This window comes from Agromyces sp. NSFZ (assembly GCF_056156205.1).
The window spans coordinates 2479967-2497638 of the sequence record NZ_CM149585.1 but is presented as its reverse complement, the minus strand read 5'-3'; the positions used below and the strand labels follow the sequence as shown (position 1 = coordinate 2497638).

General features: G+C 70.1%; 16 protein-coding genes and 2 tRNA genes. 12 read left to right on the top strand and 6 right to left on the bottom strand.

Annotation, left to right across the window (positions count from 1 at the left end; genetic code table 11):
* Window positions 1–31 precede the first annotated feature (31 nt).
* Both ACVFI9_RS11725 and ACVFI9_RS11720 read right to left on the bottom strand, forming a co-directional pair.
* Window positions 32–538 (bottom strand): pyridoxamine 5'-phosphate oxidase family protein, encoded by a 507-nt coding sequence (locus ACVFI9_RS11725; protein WP_474762399.1) that lies wholly within the window; start codon window positions 536–538, stop codon window positions 32–34.
* 217 nt (window positions 539–755) lie between these two features.
* Window positions 756–829 (bottom strand) — tRNA-Gly (locus ACVFI9_RS11720).
* A gap of 95 nt (window positions 830–924) precedes the next feature.
* Between ACVFI9_RS11720 and ACVFI9_RS11715 the strand changes: the two genes are divergently transcribed.
* Entirely contained in the window at window positions 925–1296 is a 372-nt protein-coding gene (locus ACVFI9_RS11715; RefSeq protein WP_474762398.1) for a nuclear transport factor 2 family protein, read from the top strand.
* Between the two features lie 36 nt (window positions 1297–1332).
* On the opposite strand, the gene ACVFI9_RS11710 is transcribed toward ACVFI9_RS11715, so the two are convergent.
* Entirely contained in the window at window positions 1333–5103 is a 3771-nt protein-coding gene (locus ACVFI9_RS11710) for an SCO7613 C-terminal domain-containing membrane protein (protein ID WP_474762397.1), read from the bottom strand.
* Window positions 5104–5304: 201 nt separating this feature from the next.
* Here ACVFI9_RS11710 and ACVFI9_RS11705 point away from each other — a divergent pair.
* From ACVFI9_RS11705 to clpX, 6 genes are all read left to right on the top strand, one after another.
* Window positions 5305–5378 (top strand) — tRNA-Pro (locus ACVFI9_RS11705).
* A 51-nt stretch (window positions 5379–5429) separates the two neighbouring features.
* The gene (gene tig, locus ACVFI9_RS11700) at window positions 5430–6920 is read left to right on the top strand and encodes a trigger factor (protein ID WP_474762396.1); all 1491 of its coding nucleotides are present in this window, start codon (window positions 5430–5432) and stop codon (window positions 6918–6920) included.
* Window positions 6921–7080: 160 nt separating this feature from the next.
* On the top strand, window positions 7081–7614 hold the full coding sequence (locus ACVFI9_RS11695) for a tetratricopeptide repeat protein (protein ID WP_474762395.1): 534 nt from the start codon (window positions 7081–7083) through the stop codon (window positions 7612–7614).
* A gap of 73 nt (window positions 7615–7687) precedes the next feature.
* Window positions 7688–8272, top strand: a complete 585-nt coding sequence (locus ACVFI9_RS11690) for an ATP-dependent Clp protease proteolytic subunit (RefSeq protein ID WP_474762394.1) — start codon at window positions 7688–7690, stop codon at window positions 8270–8272.
* A 20-nt stretch (window positions 8273–8292) separates the two neighbouring features.
* Window positions 8293–8961 carry an ATP-dependent Clp protease proteolytic subunit gene (locus ACVFI9_RS11685; protein WP_474762393.1) on the top strand — a complete coding sequence of 223 codons (669 nt, stop codon included), beginning with the start codon at window positions 8293–8295 and terminating at the stop codon, window positions 8959–8961.
* Window positions 8962–9101: 140 nt separating this feature from the next.
* Window positions 9102–10379: an ATP-dependent Clp protease ATP-binding subunit ClpX gene (clpX, locus tag ACVFI9_RS11680; RefSeq protein ID WP_474762392.1), complete on the top strand. Its 1278-nt coding sequence runs from the start codon at window positions 9102–9104 to the stop codon at window positions 10377–10379.
* Here the strand turns inward: clpX and ACVFI9_RS11675 are convergent, their stop codons facing one another.
* Window positions 10380–10664 carry a DUF6504 family protein gene (locus ACVFI9_RS11675; protein WP_474762391.1) on the bottom strand — a complete coding sequence of 95 codons (285 nt, stop codon included), beginning with the start codon at window positions 10662–10664 and terminating at the stop codon, window positions 10380–10382. It lies immediately after the preceding gene.
* Window positions 10665–10829: 165 nt separating this feature from the next.
* Entirely contained in the window at window positions 10830–11915 is a 1086-nt protein-coding gene (sepH, locus tag ACVFI9_RS11670; protein ID WP_474762390.1) for a septation protein SepH, read from the bottom strand.
* Window positions 11916–12109: 194 nt separating this feature from the next.
* On the opposite strand from sepH, the gene ACVFI9_RS11665 reads away from it, so the two are divergent.
* Window positions 12110–12403, top strand: a complete 294-nt coding sequence (locus ACVFI9_RS11665; RefSeq protein WP_056729312.1) for a DUF4193 domain-containing protein — start codon at window positions 12110–12112, stop codon at window positions 12401–12403.
* Here ACVFI9_RS11665 and ACVFI9_RS11660 read toward each other — a convergent pair.
* Window positions 12400–12864 carry a DUF3093 domain-containing protein gene (locus ACVFI9_RS11660; protein WP_474762389.1) on the bottom strand — a complete coding sequence of 155 codons (465 nt, stop codon included), beginning with the start codon at window positions 12862–12864 and terminating at the stop codon, window positions 12400–12402. The genes ACVFI9_RS11665 and ACVFI9_RS11660 overlap by 4 nt on opposite strands.
* A 38-nt stretch (window positions 12865–12902) precedes the next feature.
* On the opposite strand from ACVFI9_RS11660, the gene dut reads away from it, so the two are divergent.
* The 4 genes from dut to acnA are packed head-to-tail and all read left to right on the top strand — an operon-like array spanning window position 12903 to window position 17598.
* Window positions 12903–13361, top strand: a complete 459-nt coding sequence (gene dut / locus ACVFI9_RS11655) for a dUTP diphosphatase (protein WP_474762388.1) — start codon at window positions 12903–12905, stop codon at window positions 13359–13361.
* Window positions 13358–13972, top strand: coding sequence for a DUF3710 domain-containing protein (locus ACVFI9_RS11650; RefSeq protein ID WP_474762387.1), 615 nt, complete (start codon window positions 13358–13360; stop codon window positions 13970–13972). The genes dut and ACVFI9_RS11650 overlap by 4 nt, the downstream gene beginning before the upstream one ends.
* Before the next feature lie 4 nt (window positions 13973–13976).
* Window positions 13977–14732 carry a DUF3159 domain-containing protein gene (locus ACVFI9_RS11645; protein WP_474762386.1) on the top strand — a complete coding sequence of 252 codons (756 nt, stop codon included), beginning with the start codon at window positions 13977–13979 and terminating at the stop codon, window positions 14730–14732.
* 25 nt (window positions 14733–14757) lie between these two features.
* Window positions 14758–17598: an aconitate hydratase AcnA gene (gene acnA, locus ACVFI9_RS11640; protein WP_474762385.1), complete on the top strand. Its 2841-nt coding sequence runs from the start codon at window positions 14758–14760 to the stop codon at window positions 17596–17598.
* The last annotated feature ends 74 nt before the right edge of the window (window positions 17599–17672 follow it).

Genomic DNA, 17672 nt, shown 5'->3' with positions numbered 1-17672 from the left:
ACCGAACGGACGGGAGTCCGGTGCCGCTGGCTCAGCGTCCGTGGCGAAGGGTCACCTTCCCCGCGCCGGCCTCCATGTCGTTGCGAAGCTGCCAGATCCGGGCGCCGAGCATGTAGGTGCGCACCTCCGGGTCGGGGACGATCCGGATGAAGCACACGCGCTGTTCACCGTGGTCGCGGGCGCGTTGGTAGCCCTCGAGGATCCGGCGACCCATCCAGAAGGTCTCGAAGACCGCCGTTCCCTCAGCGTCGCCCCAGTCGAGCAGCTCGGCTCGGCCGTGCAACTGGATGGTGGGCGGCGGGAGGAATGCGAGCACCGGTCGGGGCGGCGGGATCACGATGGAGACCCGAGCGTCGGACGCGATATTGCGGGCCTTGAGCAGGTGCCGCCTGGTCATGACGTAGATGGTGAGTTCCGAGCCCGGGCCGGTGCTGCCGTAGCTCACACCGGCGGAATGCGGCGCTCCATCACGGCTCACCGTGGACAGTACGGCGAAGTGCTGGCGTCGGATCTCCCGAGCGACGAGTTCCGGCGTCACCCGAGCACCGTGCCTACCACTTCGATCCGCCATCATCGCCGCCCCGTCGGGCCGTCCTGCCCTGATGGCGCCCATAGTAGACCCGCCGATCGAGCCCGGCCGCCGCGCCGGCACCTGAGGTCGTCGCAACGAGAACTACGTCTGCAAGCGCGAGCGGGATCCTTCGCATCCCGAGCGATCGGTTGCGGGATCCATACCTGATCAGAAGGCGGTCAATTGGAGCGGATGACGGGAATCGAACCCGCGTAATCAGTTTGGAAGACTGAGGCTCTACCATTGAGCTACATCCGCGAGCGCCCGCGTTCGGGCACTGGATCATCGTAGTACACGGCAGGGGTCGGTCCCGTCACGGTACGCACGCGGCATCCGTTCGAAGGAGCAGCTGCATGAGCGGGCGCGAGACGGTCGAGGCGTTGATCGCGACATTGAACGCCGGAGACATCGACGGCATGGATGCCGTGTTCCACGAGGACGCCGTCATGGAGTGGCCTCAGTCGGGCGAGCGCATCGTCGGTGGCGACAACCGGAGAGGCGTCTATCACGCCTTCCCGAGGCTGCCGAAGATCACGCCGCGACGTGTGACCGGCGAAGGCGATCTCTGGGTCGCGGAGGCCGACCTCGACTACGGCGACGGCGCGATCTACCAGACGGTCTTCATCTTCGAGATGCGCGATGGGAAGATCGCGAAGGAGACCGCGTACTGGTCGCAACCGTTCCCCGCGCCCGACTGGCGCGCGGAGTGGGTCGAGCGCGCCTGACCTCTGCGGCGGCGAGGCATCCGCGTTGATCGGTGGCTACCGGAGCTCGGCGATCGAGTGCACGACCCTGCGCGCCAGGCGCAGCTGCCGCTCGTACGTCGCCGCCAGCACCACGAGGATGACGCCCGCGATCCCGAGCCAGAGCCACCACCAGACGGCCTCGTAGAGATCGGTGATCCACGGCCACAGCTGATTGACCGCGTGCACGAGGAGCACGCCGCCCCCGACGAGCAGCGGCGCCTGCAGGCGGCGGACCGCGCCGATCACCACGGCCGCAGCGGCGACGAGTCCCAGCGCGATGAGCCGCCACAGCACGGGATCGGTGAAGTCGGCGACGAGGGCCGGCAGGAGGAGCACCGCGAGCCCCGGGCCGAGCGCCGGCCAACTGCCCGAGGCGGTGGACCGCCGCATCCGGAACGCTCCCGCGCCGATGAGCGCGGCGCCGACCGGCACGGTGACGACGTCGAACGGCTCGAGCCTGCTCGCCACGAGCACGATGATGCCGCCCAGGACGAGCACGCCGAGCGTGGCCCACTCGAGGACCGCCCCGGCGAGCGGCCGCGCCCTGAGCGCCACGGCGGCCACGTGCAGGACGGCCAGCGCGGGGAAGAGCACGGCCGCCCGCAGTACCGGATCGTCACCGACGACGATCGCGATCGTCGGGGGGATCGATGCCGAGGCGACGGACGCCGCGAGCATGGACTCCGCGAGGATGGCGGGCCGCGATCCAGTGCGCGCCCAGGCCACGGCCACGACGGTCCCGGCCGCGAGTGCGAGCACCGGCCAGAACTCGACGGGCAGCGCACTGCGTTCGCCCACCGCGACGGCGGTCCCGCGCACCAGCGCGGCTCCGGCGAACGCGACCCAGCCGCTCGCCACGCCGAGGAGGCGGATCGGCACGCCTCGCACCGTTTCGGGGAGGAAGACCGACGCGATCGCGATCACCGCGCCTGCCGCCACGAGCACGAGCGTGCGCAACTCGGAGTCAGCGCTCGAGCCGACGCTCGGCAGCACGGCGGCGGCGGCTGCAGATGCCATGAGCGCGGTGCGCCCGCCCGCCGTCGCGTGCCGTGCGGTGCGGCGCCAGGCGATGAGCCCGGAGGCCGCGGCGAGGACCACGGCGAGCGGCAGCGTGTAGGCCTCGACATCGTCCACGCCGTCGCCCGCGAGCCGGGTCCAGACGGCGGCGATGACGAGTGCGAGGCTCAGCCACGAGAGATGCCGGCTCGGTGACGAACCCCCGATCGGGTCGCCGTCGAGCGCGGCCACGAGGAGCGGTGCCGGAGCGAGCAGCACCAGGAGCAGCCACGCCTGATCGCCGGCCGACGGCAGGGCCACCAGGGTGATCAGGCCGGCGACGCCCAGTGCAACGCACCATGCCACGCGTGCGGACGGCGCCCTCCGGGTCGTGACGAGCGGCGCGATCGCGGCGGCGAGGAGCACGGCGGCCGCCGCTCCGAGGATCGACGGCGGCGCGTCGGGAACGGCTGCGAGCACGCGCTCGAATCCGATGGCGAGCAGCAGGGGGCCGACCGCGGCGAACGAGATCCGCAGGAGCAGTGGTGTGGCAGCGCGCAGCGCGGCGATGACGACGGCTGCGGCGGAGACGGCGGGGACCCATTGCAGATCCGTCTCGGGGGTGAGCGCGGCCGCGAAGCCTCCGACCGCCGTCGCGACGAGCGCAGGCAGACCCAGGCCGAGTCGATCCGCGGGGGAGAGGCGCGGAGCGAGGACGACGCCGGCGAGGAGCGCGGCCCCGACGATGCCGAGCCAGAACCACGGCGAATGCCATGGCGACACGGGCGTGAATCCCGATGCGCTGATCCAGAACGGCAACGTGAAGACGGCCCCGACCGCCAGGAGCATCGCGATCACGAGATGCGCCGTGCCGACGCCGGGCGCGGCGGCGACCGACCAGACCCGGCTCGCCAGCAGGCGGCCGGCGACCGCCATCGCCAGGATGCCCGCGATCGTCCATGGCCAGACCGCTGCATCGGCGTACGCCGTCGACAGGGCCAGGCCCGCGGCGGCGACGCCGAGCACGGCGAGGGTCGGGACCAGTCCGGGCACGCGGGTCGGCATTCCGCTCGATGCCGCGAGAAGACCCGACATCGCGACGCCCACGAAGATCGCGGCAGGCACGGCCGTGCCGGGGACGATCGCCCCCACCACGAGCAGGCCGGTCAGCGCGGCCGCCACGGGAACCACCGCGAACCGGCGGAGCAGACCGAGGACGACGAGCACCGCGGCGACGCCCGCCGCCACCACGAAGGGCACGAGGATGGCGCCGAGGTCGAGATCCGACGGGCTCGACGCGACGCGCTCGTCGGACTCCACCTGCCATGGCGGCAGGCAGGCGGCGGCGCGCGAGCCCAGGGCGGCGACACTGAGCAGCAGGCCAGGAACCGCGCTCGCGGCCGCCACGGCCGCCGCCGCGAAGAGCGCGGCTCGTGCCTCTGGACGCATCGAACGAGCCGCGCGCACGAGCGCCGCGGCGAACGCGACCACCGCCCCGGCCGCGCCGGGTGCGAGCCAGAGCGCGAGGCCCTGCTCGAGAACAGTGGCGATGCCGACCACCGGGGCCAGTGCCGCTGACATGCCCGCACCGATGGCCGCGGCCGGTCCCCACTCTGGGGCGACCTCGGCGCGTGCGATGCGCGTCGCGACGAGGAGCAGGAGCGCCCCGGCAGCCACCGCGAGGAACGCCCAGGCCGGGCCCCAGCTCACCTCGGGAAGCGCCCAGAAGGCGGCGGCGAGCGCCAGCAGTCCACCAGTGAACCCGGCGACGAGCATGATGGTGCGCTCGGGCGACATGGGGGCGGTCGCAACTGCCGCGGCGCCGACGACGACCGCTGCGAGCCCGCCGAGCCAGGTGGCGGTCGGGGTGCCGGGATCCACTGCGAAGGCAAGGAGGAATGCGGCGCTCGGGGCCAGCACGGCAGCCGCGAAGCCCGGCACGCGGATGCCGCTCACTGCCCGCGTCACGGCCAGGACACCGGCGATGACCGCGAACGCCACGCCGGTGTACGCCGCGGCGTTCAGGGCCTCGGTGCCGAACAGCTCGTTCTCGCGCACGATCCAGACGTCGAGGAGCAGCGGCACGATGGCGACGGATGCCACGCCCTCGGCCGTGCCCGACAGGCGACGAGCCCGCAGCAGCCACGCGATGCCGAGCACGAGCACGCTGGCTCCGGCGATGATGACCGATCGCACCTCGAGGGTCGCCACCAGGTACGCCACGAGCAGGAACACGATCGCGGCGACCGAGATGAGCACGACGCCCAAGGTGAGCAGGAGCACCTGCACGCCCGAGCGGCGTCGAGCCGGCGGCTCGTCCGTCACGGCTGCAGGCTCGGGCGTGCGCGGCGGCCGAGCATCGCCGGGAACCGGAACGGGTGCCGCAGGCGCCGAAGCGGATGCCTCGGGCTCGCGTACGGGTGCCGTGGGTGCGGCGTCGGCAGCAATCTCCGGCGTCGGAGCGGAGCCGGGGATCGCCGTCGCCGTCGCGGCGGCGACCGCCGTCGCCGCGATCGCCGTCGTGCTCGGCACGGCACGGCCCTCGCGCGCCCGCTGGGCCTTGCGCATGCCCGTGATGACCCGCTGCCTCGCCGCCTCCGCCTCGAAGACCTCGGTCGATGCGGCGAGGAGCTCCGACGACGCGGGCACCCCGAGGTCCAGTCCGCAGGTGCCGCAGCGGGTGGAGTACAGGCTCGTGAAGCACGCGGGGCACCGCGTGGTGTCGATGAGCCACGACGGGTCGGGCGGCCAGCGACGCAGGTCCTCGGCGAGCGGGAGGGGGTCGGTCATGCGCACACTCTCCCACGCGCCGACGGCGCTGGGGAGGATCATCCACAGCGCCCGTTCGGGGGCCACTCCGCCTGCCATCACGCATCCGCTGCGACGCCGCAACCGCGAAGCCGCCCGTGCAGTAGACTTTCGGGGGTCCATCCGTGCTCCTGCATGCTTCGGCGTGCCGTGCGGATGACTCGACGAGTTGAGTCAGCGACTCGGGGCGTAGCTCAGCTTGGTAGAGCGCCCGCTTTGGGAGCGGGAGGTCGCAGGTTCAAATCCTGTCGCCCCGACGAGTCGCCTGCGGCTCGACACGAACTTCCACACAACAGGAGATCTTCCACATGCCGACCACTTCGGTTGAGAAGCTGAGCCCCACGCGCGCCAAGCTCACCATCTCGGTGACGCCCGAGGAGCTGAAGCCCAGCATCGCCCACGCCTACGAGCACATCGCCGAGCAGATCAACGTGCCGGGCTTCCGCAAGGGCAAGGTGCCGCCGCCCATCATCGACCAGCGGGTCGGCAAGGCCGCCGTGCTCGAGCACGCGGTGAACGAGGGCCTCGACGGCTTCTACCGCGCCGCGGTGACCGAGCACGAGCTGCGCCCGCTCGGCCGTCCCGAGGCCGACATCGTCGAGTGGCCGAACGAGAAGGACTTCTCGGGCGACCTGCTCCTCGCCATCGAGGTCGATGTGCGCCCCGACGTGGAGCTTCCCGACTACGACGGTCTCGAGCTCACGGTCGACTCGGTCGAGGTCGGCGACGACGAGGTCCAGGCCGAGCTCGAGCGTCTCCGCAGCCGCTTCGGCACGCTCATCACCGTCGACCGTCCCGCGACCACGGGCGACTTCGTGACGCTCGACCTGGTCGCCACCATCGACGGCACCGAGGTCGACACCGCGAGCGGCATCTCCTACGAGCTCGGCTCCGGCGAGCTGCTCGAGGGCATCGACGAGGCCCTCGAGTCCCTCACCGCCGGTGAGACCACCACCTTCGAGTCGAAGCTCCTCGGCGGCGACCACGAGGGCGAGACCGCCGAGATCACCGTCACCGTCACGGCCGTCAAGGAGCGCGAGCTCCCCGCCGCCGACGACGACTTCGCGCAGATCGCGAGCGAGTTCGACACGCTCGACGAGCTCACGGCGAGCCTGAAGCAGCAGGTCTCGCGCAACAAGTCGTTCGGTCAGGGCACGCAGGCCCGCGACCTCCTCGTCGACAAGCTCCTCGAGCTCGTCGACGTGCCCGTCGCCGACAGCGTCATCGAAGACGAGGTGCACCGCCACCTCGAGTCCGAAGGCCGTCTCGAAGACGACGAGCACCGCGCCGAGGTCACCGAGTCGAGCACGAAGGCGTTCAAGACGCAGATCGTCCTCGACAAGATCGCCGAGGCCGAGAAGGTGCAGGTCAGCCAGGAGGAGCTCACCCAGTACCTCGTGCAGGGCGCCGCGCAGTACGGCATGGACCCGAACGAGTTCGTGCAGGTGCTCAGCCAGAACGGCCAGATCCCCGCCATGGTGGGCGAGGTCGCGCGCAACAAGGCGCTCGCGCTCGCGCTCGGCAAGACCAAGGTGACGGATGCCTCGGGCAACGCCGTCGACCTCTCCGAGTTCACGGCCGTGTCCGACGAGGCGGAGGGCGAGGCCGAGCAGGCCGACGCCGGCGCCGAGACGGCCGCCGAGCCCGAGCCCGCCGAGGAGAAGAAGCCGGCCCGCAAGCGCGCGACGAAGAAGGCCGACGCCGCAGCCGAGGCGCCCGCCGAGGAGCCTGCCGAGGCCGCCGCCGAGGAGAAGAAGCCGGCCCGCAAGCGCGCGGCCAAGAAGGCCGACGCCGAGTAGCACTCACGTGTCGCGTTCGCGCGACATGCCCAAGGGGCCGGGCGGATTCCGCCCGGCCTCTTCGCACACCCGGCCGTCGCCCCCACGACCATTCGGCGGCTGACGACCTTGTGAAGACGACGTGGTCCGGCGACAGGTCGTCGCGGAGAGAGGAAGCAGCATGCAGACCGACGAGTGGGAGCGGCGCATCGCCGCGGCATGGAGCCTCGCGGCGGGATCGCCCGTCGACGACGAGGTGATCGCGAGGATCGACGCCATCGCCGCCGAGCGGGGCGACGATGACGCCCGCGCCGTGTTCGAACGCGCGGGGGCGCGCGACTCCGCCGGCCGCCCCGACGAGGCCGTGCCGTTGTACCGGCGTGCCCTCGAGCTCGGCCTCGACGCCGAGCACCGCCCGCAGGCGGTCGTGCAGCTCGCCAGCAGCATCCGCAACCTCGGCGACGTGGGCGAGGCGCTGGCGCTCATCGAGGCCGAGCACCGCGACCACCCCGATGCTCCGTACCGCGACGAGGTCGCGGCGTTCCTCGCGCTCGCGCTCGTGAGCGCGGGCGACGCCACGCGCGGGGCATCCGTCGCGCTGACGGCGCTCGCGCCTCACCTGCGCCGGTACACGCGCTCGATGACGGCCTACGCGGCCGCTCTGGTCGATGACGACCCCGCCCACGAGGGCGGTCGGGACGCGGCATCCGCCTAGGGCGAACAGCCCCGTCGGCGCGTGTTGCACCGGATAGATTCGAGTGAACGCGACAACCGAAACGGAGCGACACATGGCCGAAGTGACACCCAGCCCCGGTGTTTTCGATCGACTGCTGAAGGACCGCATCATCTGGCTGGGTTCCGAGGTTCGTGACGAGAACGCCAACGAGATCGCGGCGAAGCTGCTGCTCCTCGCCGCCGAGGACCCCAAGAAGGACATCTACCTCTACGTGAACTCGCCGGGCGGGTCGATCACGGCGGGCATGGCGATCTACGACACCATGCAGTTCGTGCCGAACGACATCGTCACGGTCGGCATCGGCATGGCGGCGTCCATGGGCCAGCTCCTCCTCACCGCGGGCACGAAGGGCAAGCGGTACATCACCCCCAACGCCCGCGTGCTGCTGCACCAGCCGCACGGCGGCTTCGGCGGCACGGCGAGCGACATCCAGACCCAGGCGCAGCTCATCCTCGACATGAAGAAGCGGCTCGCCGAGATCACCGCGGCGCAGACCGGCAAGACCGTCGAGCAGATCAACGCCGACGGCGACCGCGACCGCTGGTTCAACGCGCAGGAGGCCCTCGAGTACGGCTTCGTCGACCACATCCGCGAGTCCGCACTCGACGTGTCGGGCGGCGGCGGAACCCAGGCGTGAGGAAGAGAGAGAACGAGCGAATGAACATCCCTGCAATGGGCGGCACCGCCTTCAGCGGCATCCAGGCCCCCGGCTCGCGGTACATCCTGCCGAGCTTCGAGGAGCGCACGGCCTACGGCTACAAGCGCCAGGACCCGTACGCCAAGCTCTTCGAGGACCGCATCATCTTCCTCGGCGTGCAGGTCGACGACGCGTCGGCCGACGACATCATGGCCCAGCTGCTCGTGCTCGAGTCGATGGACCCCGATCGCGACATCATCCTCTACATCAATTCGCCCGGCGGCTCCTTCACGGCCATGACCGCCATCTACGACACGATGCAGTACATCCGCCCCGAGATCCAGACGGTCGTGCTCGGCCAGGCCGCCTCGGCGGCCGCCGTCATCGCGGCGGCGGGCACGCCCGGCAAGCGTCTCGCGCTGCCGAACGCGCGCGTGCTGATCCACCAGCCGGCGATGGGCGAGGCGGGCCACGGCCAGGCCTCCGACATCGAGATCCAGGCGGCCGAGATCATGCGCATGCGCACCTGGCTCGAGGAGACGCTGTCGCGCCACTCGAACCGCACCGCCGAGCAGGTCAACAACGACATCGACCGCGACAAGATCCTCTCGGCCGAGGAGGCGCTCGAGTACGGCCTCATCGACCAGGTGCTCTCGTCGCGCAAGAGCCTGCCGGCGCTCGCGCGCTAGTTCCGGCAACACGCGATCAGGGGCGGGTGCGGATGTCGCATCCGCCCCTCGTTCGTCTCGTTTCCGCCAATCCGTGGCGGTTCGGCCCCGACGCCCCCGTCTCGGGCTAGGCTCGAAACAGACTCGACAGGGAGGGTTCGATGGCACGCATCGGGGAGAGCGCCGACCTGCTCAAGTGCTCCTTCTGCGGGAAGAGCCAGAAGCAGGTCCAGCAGCTCATCGCCGGACCCGGCGTCTACATCTGCGACGAGTGCGTCGAGCTCTGCAACGAGATCATCGAGGAGCGACTCGCCGAGGCGGGCGAAACCGAGGCGGGCGAGTTCGAGCTGCCGAAGCCCAAAGAGATCTTCGCGTTCCTCGAGGAGTACGTCATCGGCCAGGAGGCCGCGAAGAAGGCCCTGGCGGTCGCCGTCTACAACCACTACAAGCGAGTGCGGGCCCGCACGACCCTCACCGCGGCCGACCGCGCGCACGACGACGTCGAGATCGCGAAATCGAACATCCTGCTCATCGGGCCGACCGGCTGCGGCAAGACCTACCTCGCGCAGACCCTCGCCAAGCAGCTCAACGTGCCGTTCGCGGTCGCCGATGCCACTGCCCTCACCGAGGCGGGCTACGTCGGAGAAGACGTCGAGAACATCCTCCTCAAGCTCATCCAGGCCGCCGACTACGACGTCAAGCGAGCCGAGACCGGCATCATCTACATCGACGAGATCGACAAGATCGCCCGCAAGGCCGAGAACCCGTCGATCACCAGGGATGTCTCGGGTGAGGGCGTGCAGCAGGCGCTCCTGAAGATCCTCGAGGGCACCGTGGCATCCGTGCCCCCGCAGGGCGGACGCAAGCATCCGCACCAGGAGTTCATCCAGATCGACACGACGAACGTGCTGTTCATCGTGGCGGGCGCGTTCGCGGGCCTCGAAGACATCATCTCGTCGCGCGCCGGCAAGCGCGGCATCGGGTTCGGCGCCCCCCTGCACAGCAAGGAGGACGAGGCCGACATCTTCAGCGAGGTGCTGCCGGAAGACCTCCACAAGTACGGCCTCATCCCCGAGTTCATCGGCCGGTTGCCCGTCGTCGCCACCGTCATGCCGCTCGACCGTGACGCGCTCATGGAGATCCTCACGGTGCCGCGCAACGCGCTCGTGCGCCAGTATCAGCGCATGTTCCAGCTCGACGGCGTGGAGCTCGACTTCGAGCAGGCCGCGCTCGAGGCGATCGCCGACCTCGCGGTGCTGCGTCAGACGGGAGCCCGGGGGCTGCGCGCGATCATGGAGGAGGTGCTCGGACCGATCATGTTCGAGGTGCCGTCCTCGACCGGGGTCGCCCGCGTCGTCGTCACGAAGGCCGCGGTGCTCGACAACGCGGCACCAACGATCGTGCCGCACAAGCCGCGTCGCGCCGAGAAGAGCGCGTAGTCAGTCGTAGACGCGCACCAGCCGCCAGTGCGCGCCGTCGTGCTCGACGTCGAACACGTGCGTCTCGCCGTCGTCGGCGCTCGCCTGGAAACGCCAGCCCGAGATCGACAGCGGCACCCGACCGGGGGAGACCTCGTGGCCCGAGAACGGACCCCACCAGTCGCACGGTCCCACGAGCGCCGTCGGCATGTCGGTCACCCGGAAGCGGCGTGCCCGCCAGACCAGCCGCTCGGGTTCGCCCACGTCACTCGTCAGGACCTCGACGACCTCCTGCACGCGCGGCATGCCGACCTCCAGAGCTTCGAACGTATGTTCGAATGTTAGCACTCGCGCTCACGACGGCGGAGATTCGATCCGCCGCACCGCGCCTCACGAGGGATCGCCGGCGTGCCGGACCGTATCTCCGCAGAACGTGACGGCGGAGGCGAGCGGATGCCGCGGGCTCCGGCGTCAGGCCAGGTCGTCGTCGCTGCGCGCGCCGAAGACGATCTCGTCCCAGCTCGGCATCGACGCGCGGCCTTTCTTCGACGTGCGGCCGGCGGGCGCGCCCGCCGACGGCTTGCCACCCCAGAGCGCACGAGCCGCGGTGCCGGGCTTGTCGTCGGCGGGTGACTTCGACGCGGGGGCCGGCGGCGTCTCGGCGACCGGGGCGGGAGTGGGCAGCACGGGCTGCTGCTGCTCGTGGTCGGCTCCGCCCGCCGCCTCGCGTTCACCGCGCCGGCGGCGCAGGGCCTCGAGCAGGTCGGCCGTCTCGCCGAGCGTCGGCTTCGGTTCATCCGCCCGCTTGATGGCCGCGCGCGCGGCGGCAGGGCTCGACACCGGCGGCGTCGAGCGGGCGTAGGGCAGCGGCTCGAGGTGCGGCGCGGTGTCGAACTCGCCGTGCTCGCTCTCCTCGAAAGTGAACGCGCCACTGTCGAAGCGGCTCGGCTCCTCGGCGTCGGGTGCCACCGCGCGGAGCCGTGGGATCAGGCCGCCTTTCAGCTCGCCCTGCTGCGAAAGCGTCGTGGCCTCGGAGTTGAGCGGATGCAGCGCCTGCGTGCGCGGCTCGAATCCCCAGCGGGCGTCATGGTCGATGCTGTCGGCCGTGAACTCGAGCTTGACGATCCAGCCCCGTTCCTCGTCCTTCCAGCTCGCCCACCGCTCGCCGTGCACCCCGAGCTTCGCGAGCCGGTCGCGGATGACGCTGCCGAACGTCGGCGGGTCGTCACCCGGGTCGACGTCGGCCGTGACGTGCACGGGCACGGCGAGTGCGGACGTGACGACGTGCTCGCGCTCGGCCAGCACGGGCCCCTCGAAGCGGCGGATGTAGTCGATCGACGCCCCGGTGACCTGTGCGACGTCCTCGGCCGAGAGGCCGGAGCGGATGAGCGACTGCACCTCGCGGGGCGAGGGTTTGGGCCCGGTGTGGGTCTCGGGCTGCGCCTGCCGGATCCGGGACTGCAGCACCTCGTCGATCTCGATCCGGAAGCGTGCTCCATCGTCGGAAGCGGCGAGCAGCGCGCCGTTCTCGACTCCGATTACCTTGAGTTCCTGCATCGCGACAAAGCCCTTCCGTGCCATCGTCTCCGCCCAAGGATGCCACGTCGCAGAAGGCGTCGCCGGGAATAGCGCGGGCGCGGCGGAAGTTGAGCACGTAGCAGGTTGCAGGGCGGCGCGAGTGGTTTGCTTACGCACCCGAATTGATGCAGACTATGCCCGCCGAATCATCGGCACCGAGGAAATGGATGGGAATGGCAACGGATTACGACGCACCGCGGAAGACCGAGGACGACTCCGAGTCGATCGAGGCCCTCAAGGAGCGCGTCCCCGACAAGATGTCGGGAGTGGTGGATGTCGATGACGCCGACAACCCTGGAGGCTTCGACCTGCCCGGTGCCGATCTCTCCGACGTCGAGCTCGACGTCGTCGTGCTCCCGCCCCAGGCTGACGAGTTCACCTGCGTGAACTGCTTCCTCGTGAAGCACCGCTCGCAGATCGACCACGAGACCAAGCTCGGGCCGATCTGCCTGGAGTGCGCGTCCTAGACGTCGCGCTCCGCTCCACCCGGCCGTCGTGATCCGTTGATCGCGGCGGCCAGTTCTTTCGGATGCCGGGTCGACAGCAGCCAGTACGGCGTGGGATCGCCCGGATCGGTGATCGGGACCTTCACCACGGGCTGCACCCATCCGCGGATGACGAGGAACGCGCGCGCGTCGAGTCCGGTGCCCCGCTCCACGCGCGCCTGCGCATCGAGGGCGGGGGTCGCCTCGCCCGTCTGGGCGAGGGGGATCTCGGCACGGCCGGCTCGGAGCATCCCGTCGCTCACCTCGATGACGGGCGAGGTCAACGTGAGCGCTCCCACGACCGCGAGGTAGAGGATGATGCCCGTGACGATGCCGGCGGGCATCGAGACGGGGGCGAGCACCAGGATGCTCGCGGGCACGAGCAGCAGGGTCGCGATGTAGATCCAGGGCGTCGGCCACAGTTTCTCGCGGTAGTCGGGCATGGCTCTATTCGATCAGACTTCTGCACTACCCTCGAACAGTGACCGAATCCGTCGATGTGCTGATCACGGCCGACCGCCTCCCCACCTACGCCCACCCGGGCGATGCCGGAGCCGATCTCCACGCGGCAGAGTCCGTGGAACTCGCGCCCGGAGCGCGGGCGACCGTGGGCACCGGCGTCGCGATCGCGCTGCCAGACGGGTACGTCGCGTTCGTGGTGCCGCGTTCGGGCCTCGCCTTCAAGCACGGCATCACCATCGTGAACGCGCCCGGCACCGTCGACGCCGGCTATCGGGGCGAGATCAAGGTGGCACTGCTCAACACCGACGCCACCGAGTCGTACACGATCGAGGCCGGCGACCGCATCGCCCAGCTCGTCGTGATGCCCGTGAGCCGCGCCCGGTTCGTCGAGGTGGAGCGCCTTCCCGGCAGCATGCGCGGCGAGGGCGGGTTCGGTTCGACGGGATTCGGGGAGCACAGATCAGGAGTGAACGCGTGAGCGACATCGAGAACGTCGACGAGGTCCCCGTCGACCAGCCCAAGTCGGCACCCGACGACCGTGCGGTCGCGGGTCCGTTCGACGAGTCCGAGGCCAACCCGGTGCGCCCCTACGTCGACCTGGGCGGGGTCAAGGTGCTGCCTCGTGAGGGCCTGCACCTCCGCCTCGAGGTCGAGGAGGGCACGAAGCGGGTCGTGGCCATCGGGCTCGACTACGCCAATTCGACCCTGCAGGTGCAGCCGTTCGCGGCGCCGCGCTCGAGCGGGCTGTGGCACGAGATCCGGGCGCAGATCGCCGACCAGATCGCACGTCAGGGCGGCACGACGACCGTGCGCGAGGGCACCTTCGGACCCGAGCTGCTGGCCCAGATCCCCGTCACCGCCGGCGAGGGCCAGGCGGGGCACATGCGCCTCGCGCGCTTCATCGGCGTCGACGGACCGCGCTGGTTCCTCCGCGGCGTCATCGCCGGCGAGGCGGCGGTCGATCCCACGGCAGCGGCGCAGGTCGAAGACCTGTTCCGTTCCATCGTCGTGGTGCGCGGCTCCACGCCCATGCCTCCGCGGGACCTGATCCCGCTGCGCATGCCCGCCGCCGGCGCGACCCCGGCGTAGCGCGATGTCCGGTTCCGACGCCGAACACCGGCCCGATGACGATCGAGCGGATGCCCCGAGTCCCGAGCAGGACGGCACGAACGAGTTCGGCCGCCAACTCGCGGCCGCGGCGGAGCGCTCGGGACTCGGCGGCATCGCCCGCGAGGAGTCGCTGACCGCACGGGACCTGCTCGGCGCGCTCGGGGGAGTGCGCGGGCTCGCCGAGGCGATCCTGCCCGGGCTCGTGTTCCTCGTGGTCTACACGTTCACGAAGGAGCTCGTGCCCGCCCTCTCGGCGTCGCTCGGCCTCGCCGTGATCTTCACGGTCGTGCGGCTCGTGCGGCGGAGCGGGCCGACGCAGGCCATCGCGGGCCTCATCGGCGTCGGGGCATCCGCGGCCCTCGCCCTGTGGACCGGCCGGGCCGAGGACAACTACGTGCTCGGTTTCTACACGAACGCGGCCTACGGCGTGGCGCTGCTCGTGTCGCTCCTCGTGGGCTGGCCGCTCATCGGGCTCATCGTGGGCTTCCTGGTCGGCGACGGCACCGCGTGGCGTGCCGACAGGCGGAAGCTGCGCACCATGCAATTCCTCACGCTCGTCTGGCTGGGGCTGTTCGCCGCCCGGTTGCTGGTGCAGCTGCCGTTCTACTTCGCCGGCAACGTCGAGGCCCTCGGTGCCACGCGCCTGCTCATGGGCGTGCCGTTGTACGCCCTCGTGCTGGTGTTCACGTGGCTCGTCGTGCGGGCGGTGTACCCGTCATCACCTCGCTCTCACGAGTGATACTGTTATCTCGACGTCAAGATAAATGCGCGGAATCCGCGAAGGAGAGGACATCGTGTCTGCAGTGAACAGTTTCGGGGCGAAGGACACGCTCCACGTCGGTGACAAGTCCTATGAGATCTTCCGACTCGATACGGTGCCGGGGCACGAGAAGCTGCCGTTCAGCCTGAAGGTGCTCCTCGAGAACCTGCTGCGCACCGAAGACGGCGCCAATGTCACCAAGGAGCAGATCGAGGCGCTCGGATCATGGGTCCCCACCGCCGAGCCCGACACCGAGATCCAGTTCACGCCGGCCCGCGTGGTCATGCAGGACTTCACCGGCGTGCCCTGCATCGTCGACCTCGCCACGATGCGCGAGGCCGTGTCCGCGCTCGGCGGAGACCCCAACAAGATCAACCCGCTCGCCCCGGCCGAGATGGTCATCGACCACTCCGTGATCGCCGACCTCTTCGGTCGCCCCGACGCGTTCGAGCGCAACGTCGAGATCGAGTACGAGCGCAACGGCGAGCGCTACCAGTTCCTGCGCTGGGGCCAGACCGCGTTCGACGACTTCAAGGTCGTGCCGCCCGGCACCGGCATCGTGCACCAGGTCAACATCGAGTACCTCGCGCGCGTCGCGTTCACCCGTGAGGTGAACGGCGTGCTGCAGGCCTACCCCGACACCTGCGTCGGCACCGACTCGCACACCACCATGGTGAACGGCCTCGGCGTGCTCGGCTGGGGCGTCGGCGGCATCGAGGCCGAGGCGGCCATGCTCGGTCAGCCCGTCTCGATGCTCATCCCCAAGGTCGTCGGGTTCAAGCTCTCGGGCGAGATCCCCATGGGCGTCACCGCGACCGACGTCGTGCTCACGATCACCGACATGCTCCGCAAGCACGGCGTGGTCGGCAAGTTCGTCGAGTTCTACGGCTCGGGCGTCGCTTCGGTGCCGCTCGCCAACCGCGCCACGATCGGCAACATGAGCCCCGAGTTCGGCTCCACCGCAGCGATCTTCCCGATCGACGAGGTGACCCTCGACTACCTCCGCCTCACGGGCCGCGCCGACGAGCAGATCGCGCTCGTCGAGGCATACGCGAAGGCGCAGAAGCTCTGGCACGACGCCGACAACGAGCCGGTCTTCTCGGAGTACCTCGAGCTCGACCTCTCGACCGTCGTGCCGTCGATCGCCGGCCCGAAGCGCCCACAGGACCGCATCGTGCTCACCGAGGCGAAGCAGCAGTTCGAGCAGGACCTCACGAACTACGCCGACGTCGAGCACGACCTCGTCGATCTCGAGGTGTCCGAGTCGTTCCCGGCCTCCGACCCGCCGAGCAACACGCCCGAAGACGAGCACAACCACCACGTGCACACGCACCACTCGCACGCGCCGAAGACGGCCTCGAAGCCGACCCCGGTGCAGACGTCCGACGGGGTGAGCTACACGCTCGACCACGGCGCCGTCACCATCGCCGCCATCACGTCGTGCACCAACACGTCGAACCCGTCGGTCATGCTGGCCGCGGGCCTGCTCGCACGCAATGCCGTGAAGAAGGGCCTGAAGGCCAAGCCGTGGGTGAAGACCACCCTCGCGCCGGGCTCGAAGGTCGTCACCGAGTACTACGAGAAGGCCGGCCTCACCAAGGACCTCGAGGACCTCGGCTTCTACACCGTCGGCTACGGCTGCACGACCTGCATCGGCAACTCGGGCCCCCTCATCGAGGAGGTCTCCGCCGCGGTGCAGCAGAACGACCTGGCCGTCACTGCGGTGCTCTCGGGCAACCGCAACTTCGAGGGTCGCATCAACCCCGACGTGAAGATGAACTACCTCGCGAGCCCGCCGCTCGTCATCGCCTACTCGCTCGCCGGGTCGATGAACTTCGACTTCGAGACCGACCCGCTCGGTCAGGACTCCGACGGCAACGACGTGTTCCTCAAGGACATCTGGCCCGACGCGGCCGAGGTGCAGCAGACGATCGACGAGTCGATCAACGAGGAGATGTTCACCCGTCAGTACGCCAGCGTGTTCGAGGGCGACGAGCGGTGGCGCACGCTGCCCACGCCGACCGGGGCGACCTTCGAGTGGGACGCCGAGTCGACGTACGTGCGCAAGCCCCCGTACTTCGACGGCATGACCCTCGAGACCACGCCGGTGACCGACATCGTCGGCGCACGCGTGCTCGCGAAGCTCGGCGACTCGGTCACGACCGACCACATCTCGCCGGCCGGATCGATCAAGGCCGACAGCCCGGCGGGCCGGTACCTCACCGAGCACGGCGTCGACCGCAAGGACTTCAACTCCTACGGCTCGCGTCGCGGCAACCACGAGGTCATGATCCGCGGCACGTTCGCGAACATCCGCCTGAAGAACCAGCTCCTCGACGGCGTCGAGGGCGGCTACACGCGCGACTTCACCCAGGAGGGCGGCCCGCAGTCGTTCATCTACGACGCGTCGATGAACTACCAGGCGCAGGGCACGCCGCTCGTCATCTTCGGCGGCAAGGAGTACGGCTCGGGCTCGAGCCGCGACTGGGCCGCTAAGGGCACGAACCTGCTCGGCGTGAAGGCCGTCATCACCGAGAGCTTCGAGCGGATCCACCGATCGAACCTCATCGGCATGGGCGTCGTTCCGCTGCAGTTCCCGGCCGGCGAGTCGGCCGACTCCCTCGGCCTCGATGGCACCGAGGTCGTGTCGATCACGGGCCTCGAGCAGCTCAACGAGGGCGCGACGCCGCGCACCGTGCACGTCGTGGCCGAGCCGAGCGAGCACTCGCCCGCCGGCAAGCAGAAGGTGGAGTTCGACGCCGTCGTGCGCATCGACACGCCGGGTGAGGCGGACTACTACCGCAACGGCGGCATCCTGCAGTACGTGCTGCGTTCGCTCGTGTAGCGTCGCAGCTCGCGATTCGGGGCGGTCGGCTCTTCGCCGATCGCCCCGAACTCTGCCCGGCCTCCCAGAATGCC